This is a genomic window from Streptomyces sp. GC420 (assembly GCF_009916105.1).
GTDB lineage: Bacteria > Actinomycetota > Actinomycetes > Streptomycetales > Streptomycetaceae > Streptomyces.
Genome location: NZ_JAAAXQ010000256.1, coordinates 6,184 through 11,925 on the forward strand (window position 1 = coordinate 6,184; position 5,742 = coordinate 11,925).

The 5,742-nt window shown below is 76.6% G+C and carries 3 protein-coding genes; 1 reads left to right on the plus strand and 2 read right to left on the minus strand.

Annotation, left to right across the window (positions count from 1 at the left end; translation table 11 throughout):
* The first annotated feature begins 136 nt into the window (after nucleotides 1-136).
* A complete protein-coding gene (locus tag GUY61_RS26330; RefSeq protein WP_166632731.1) occupies nucleotides 137-1,810 on the plus strand; it encodes a PucR family transcriptional regulator in 1,674 nt (557 codons plus the stop codon).
* Between the two features lie 133 nt (nucleotides 1,811-1,943).
* On the opposite strand, the gene GUY61_RS26335 is transcribed toward GUY61_RS26330, so the two are convergent.
* Both GUY61_RS26335 and recN read right to left on the minus strand, forming a co-directional pair.
* Entirely contained in the window at nucleotides 1,944-3,053 is a 1,110-nt protein-coding gene (locus GUY61_RS26335; protein ID WP_166632732.1) for a glycosyltransferase family 4 protein, read from the minus strand.
* Nucleotides 3,054-3,958: 905 nt separating this feature from the next.
* Complete coding sequence (recN, locus tag GUY61_RS26340) at nucleotides 3,959-5,701, minus strand: DNA repair protein RecN (RefSeq protein ID WP_166632733.1); 1,743 nt, start codon at nucleotides 5,699-5,701, stop codon at nucleotides 3,959-3,961.
* Nucleotides 5,702-5,742: the final 41 nt, after the last annotated feature.

Here is a 5,742-nt window from a genome sequence, read left to right on the forward strand (position 1 = left end):
CACGTACGGCACGTACGGCACGTACGGCACGTACGGCACGTACGGCACGTACGGCCGGCTGGTCACGGACGGCGGTTGGTCCCGCTCCGGGAGGAGGCCGGGACCACCGCCGCCACGACCGGGTAACGTCCAGAGAATGGAAGAACACGCCGGTCAGGGCGGCATCACGGTACGCCGGGCCCTGGAGCTCCCCGGGCTGCGCGCCGGACTGCCCGAGGTCGTCGCGGGCGGCGACCGCCTCGGGCGCACCGTGCGCTGGGTGCACGCGGGCGAGGCACCGAACCTCCCCTCCCTGCTCAAGGGCGGCGAACTGCTCCTCACCACCGGCCTGGGGCTCGGCGCCAGGCCGGCCGAGCAGCGCGCCTTCGTACGACGGCTCGCCGACCGCGGGATCGCTGCCCTCGTCGTGGAACTGGGACCGCGCTTCAGCCGCCTCCCCGCCGCGCTGGTCGACACCGCGCGGTCCGTCGGGCTGCCACTCGTACAGCTCCACCGCGAAGTGCCCTTCGTCACCGTCACCGAAGAGATCCACACCGAGATCGTCAACGGCCACTACGCCCTGCTTCGCCGCGCCGAGGAGGTCCACCGGCGCTGCACCGAGGCGCTGCTCGGCGGGGGCGGCGTGCCTCAGGTGCTGCGCATCCTCGCCGGCTTCGGCGGCAACCCCGTCTTCCTGGAGACGCCCGACGGACAGCTGCTGTACGCCGCGGGCCCCGGGGCGGGCACCGCCGCTGCCGCCGACCCCCTCCAGGTGTGGGAGGGCCTGCGCGGCCAGCGCGAGGCACGCGAGCAGGGCCCGCCGGCCGGCAGCGTCCTCGTCGACGTCCCCGGCGGCGGGCACGGCACGGCCGCCGTACGCGCCCGGCTGGTCCTCCTCGCCGTCGCCAGCCCGCTGGCCCCCGTGCACCGGATGGCGGCCGAGCGGGCCGCGGACATCCTCGCCGTCGTCCTGATGCAGGCCCGCCAGGAGGAGGAGCTGGCGGCCCGGGGCCGCGGCGACTTCCTCACCGACCTCGCCGAGGGGCGCATCGCCGCGCAGGACGCGCCCGCGCAGGCGGGAGTCCTCGGCTTCAGGCCGGGCGCGGGTCCGCTGCTGCCCGTCGTCATGCGGCTCGTCCCCGAGCTGGCCTCGTCGGGGAACTGGGCGGTGCTGGCGCGGGCCGTGGGCGAGGAGCTGTCCGCCGTGGGCGTGCCGGTGCTGCTCGGCGTGCGCCCCGTCGAGGGCCGTGTGCCGCTGCTGGTGGGGCTGCGCTCGGAGCCCGACCGTACGGCCGTGGCCGACCGGGTGGCGGCCGCCCTCCGGGCGGGTGTGGCACGGGCCGGGCTGGAGCGTGCGGGCACGCAGGCGCCCGTCGTGGTCGTCGGCGTGGCCGGCGGCTGGGCGACGGCCGGGGCGGGGCTGCGGCACGCCGCCGAGACGGCGGCGGCCGCGCAGGGGCTCCCGGAGCGCCCCTGGTACGACGCGCGGCGCCTCGACATCGACCTGCTGCTGTGGCGGCTGCGCGAGCACCCGGACCTGGCGGCCTTCGTCGAGCGGGCGATCGGCCCGCTGCTCGCGCACGACGCGGTGTCCAGGCCGCCGCTGCTGCCCACACTGGAGACGTATCTGGCGCACGCGGGACGCAAGGCGGAGACGGCGCGGGAGCTGCACCTGAACCGGCAGACGCTCTACAACCGGCTGGCGCGGATCGCGGAGCTGCTCGGTACGGACCTGGACGATCCGCAGACGGTGCTGGGGCTGAGCCTGGCGCTGCGGGCACGCCGGCACGTCGGTTTCGGGCACACACCGGGTGTGCCGGCGAGCACCTGACGGGCCCGGGCCTCGGACGGTACGCCCGGCGCCGGCCGGCCAGGCCGCGGTCCCCGCGGGCTCTGTGCCGCCGCGCGGGCTCTGTGCCGCGCGCCGCCCAGGAACCGGCGGACACCGGCCGGGCGGAGACCGGTCACTGGGTGAGTTCGTCGTAAAGGCTCAGGGTCTGGGCGACGGTGTCGTCCTCCGTGGGCCAGGTGGCGGCCTGGGCGCGGCCCGCGGCGGCGAGGTCCCGGCGGCGGGCGGGGTCGATCAGGAGGTGGGCCACGGCCTCGCCGAGGGCCCACGCGTCGCCGTAGGGGACGAGTTCCGCCCCGTCGCCGACGAGTTCCGGCGTGCCCCCGACAGCCGTGGCGACGAGCGGCACGCCCGCGTGGAGTGCCTCCTGGGCGAGGAGGGCGCGGGCCTCCCAGCGGCTGGGCAGCACCGCGAGGTCGGCGGCGGCAAGGAGCTGGGGGACGTCGTCACGGCTCCCGATGAGCCGGACGGGAAGGTTCTCGGCCTCGATACGGCGTTGCAGCGCCGCCCGTTCGGGTCCTTCGCCGGCGATGACGAGCAACGGCAGGGGGTCGAGGTCGCGCCAGGTGGCGGCCGCGTCGAGCAGGAAGGAGTAGCCGCGGTGGCTTTCCAGACTGCCGACAGCGACGACCAACGGCCTTCCCACCACGCCGAGTTCGGCCCGTGACTTCTCCGTGTGCGCCTTCTCGGGCACGAATCGCCGGGGCGCGGGAACGGAGACCGGCGTCAGGCGTGCGTCGCGGGCGCCCCGCCGCCTGGCCCGGTCGACCAGTTCCGAGCAGACACCGAGTACCACGGCGGAGGCCCGGGTCACCCGGCGCTCCATCAGCCGCAGCACCTGCGCCCGGGCGCCCTCGGCGAGGGACCTCGAGTGCCAGGTGAAGACGAACGGAACCTCCCTGCCCCGAAGGGCCATGGCAGTGCGCGTCGCCGCGTGCAGCCCGTGGGCGTGCACGACGTCCGCACTCGCGCACGCCGCGCGCAGCAGGGCGACGGCCGCGGGGTCGCTGCGCCGCGGCACGGGCAGGAAGGCGGCGCCTGCACCGTTGAAGTCGTAGGCGTGCTCGACCTCTTCGGGGGCACACACCGTCACCCGGACGCCCCGGGCGACCAGTCCGGACGCGAGCGACCTGACATGGGCGCTGCTGCCCGCACTGCCGCCGCCGAGCACCTGGACGGTGCGCAAGGGTGCGGGCCCGTGCGACGGTGCCGGTGTGCTGCTCACGTGGGCGGAGCTCCTGGGTCGGGGGGACTCTCGGAAGTGCCGCACCAAGGATGCCAGTTCGTACGACCGTTCCGTGACCGCAAACAGGCTCCCGCCCTGGCCGCTCCCCGCCGACCTCACCCGGGTTCACCCACACGGGTGAGTGCCCCGGCCCGGCCCGTTCTTCCGCCACGGTGACGGACCCGCCTTCGCCGGGGCCCGGCGGCGCCTGCCCGGGCCCCGGTGGATCACCGCGCCCACCGGGGCGCAGGCACTCACCCGCACCGATGGCGTCGCGCCGCGGGTCCCGCCGAGGGCTGGCTCGTCCGGCGTGCGGCGCCGCCGTGGAGTGCCGCCCCGTCCCGGATGCCCCGGGGCCGCGAGGCCGCCCCGAAGCACCGGGCCCGGAAGGCGCGCCGCGACGTGGTCGCCCGGATCCGGTCCCCGGCACCCATCCGCTCGGGCTGTCTCCGCATGCCGGAATCAGCGAGCCGCTACGCCCCTCGATGGTTGGATCGGCCGTCCGCGTGGGCGGACCGCCACGTCCGTCCGGTCCGGCGGTTCCGCCGATCCGATGACGGCGCCACGGGCGGCCTCGGTCAGTACCGGGCTCGCCGCCTCCAACCGGCCGGAGCGCTCGCGGGGCCGGAGCGCTCGCGGGGCCGGAGAAGCGCCGGGCCGCGAGCACGCGAGGCAGTGGGCACCTCCCGGCGACAGCCGGACCGGGTCCACAGCGCCGCGCCCGACCTGCCGCCCGCACCGCACTCCGGCCCCGGGTGACGGACCGGGTCGGGCCCGTCCGCCCGGTGCGGTCCGGCGGTGCGCCGAAGACGGCGGGGCCGTGGCGGCACGCGGCTCCGCCCGCGTGGGAGCACGGCCGGCAGGGACGGACCCGCGGGTGACGCACCGCGCCGCCGGCGGAGCGCTCAGCTGTCGGCCCGCGCCGTCGCGAGCAGTTCCTCCGCGTGGGCCCGCGCCGTCTCCGAGTCCTCCTGGCCCGCCAGCATCCGCGACAGCTCCCGTACCCGGTCCTCGCCCTCGAGCACCGTGACCCCGCTCCTCGTCACCGACCCGTCGTTGGTCTTCTCCACGAGCAACTGCCGGTCGGCGAACGCCGCGACCTGCGGCAGATGGGTGACGACCACGACCTGCGCCGTCCTGGCGAGCCGCGCCAGCCGCCGGCCCACCTCGACGGCGGCCTTGCCGCCGACGCCCGCGTCGACCTCGTCGAAGAGGTACGTCGGCACGGGATCCGACCCGGCGAAGACGACCTCGACGGCCAGCATCACGCGTGACAGCTCGCCGCCCGACGCGCCCCGCGCGATCGGCCGCGGCGGCGCGCCCGGGTGCGGGGCGAGGAGCAGTTCGACCTCGTCGGCGCCCGCGGGCCCGTACGCCACGGTGCGGCCGCCGACCTCGACGCCGTCGGGGTCCTCGGTCTGCCGGATGTCGAAGGTGACGCGGGCGTGCGGCATGGCCAGCGAGGCCAGTTCCGCCGTGACGGCCTCCGCGAAGCGCGCCGCGGCCTCGGCCCGCGCGTCGCTCACCGCCTGGGCCAGCCCGCCCAGTTCGGCGCGCAGCGCGTCCCGCTCCGCGGTCAGTTCGCCGATCCTGTCGTCGTCGCCCTCCAGTTCGGCGAGCCGGGCGGCGCTCTGCTCGGCCCACTCGAGTACGGCGCCGACGTCCGCACCGTACTTGCGGGTCAGCTGGGTGAGGGCGGCCCGGCGTTCCTCCACGGCGGCGAGCCGCAGTGGATCGGCGTCCAGGTCGTCGGCGTACCCGGCCAGTTCCCCGGCCACGTCGGCCAGCAGGATTCCGATCTCGCCGAGGCGTTCGGCGAGGGAGGCGAGTGCCGGGTCGTGGGACCGTACGGCGTCCAGGGCGCGCTGGGCGCCGCCGACGAGCAGACCTGCGTCGACGCCCTCCGGGTCCTCCGGGTTGCCGGCCAGCGCGGCGTGGGCGGCGCTGGCGGCCGAGGCCAGTGCCTCGGCATGGCCGAGGCGTTCGGCCTCGGACGCCAGTTCGGCGTCCTCGCCGGCCCGCGGCTCGACGGCGGCGATCTCGTCGAGACCGAAGCGCAGCAGGTCGGCTTCCTGGGCGCGCTCGCGGGCCTGCGTGGTCAGCTCGTCCAGCTCCGCCGAGACGGTCCGCAGGCGCCGGTAGGCGGCCGTGTACTCGGTCAGCGGCACGGCCACCGCGTCGCCCGCGTACCGGTCGAGGGCCTGCCGCTGCCTGGCGGCCTTGAGCAGCCCCTGCTGATCGGTCTGTCCGTGGACGGCGACGAGGTCGTCCGCGAGATCGCCGAGCAGCCCGACGGGCACGGAGCGCCCGCCGAGGTGAGCGCGTGAGCGGCCCTCCGCGGAGACGGTGCGGCTGATCAGCAGAGCGCCGTCGTCGAGCTCGGCGCCCGCTTCCTCCGCCCGCAGCGCCGCGGGGGAACCGTCGCGCACGAGGACCCGGCCCTCGACGACGGCCGCCTTGGCGCCGATCCGCACCAGGGCGGGGTCGGCGCGGCCCCCGAGCAGCAGTCCCAGGCTGGTGACGACCATGGTCTTGCCCGCGCCGGTCTCACCGGTGACCGCGGTGAACCCGGGTGACAGTTCGACGACGGCATCGTCGATGACCCCGAGCGACCGTATCCGCATCTCCTCCAACACGGACACGACCATACGAGGTCCGGCCCCCTCCGTGCGACGCCCCCCCTGCCGGG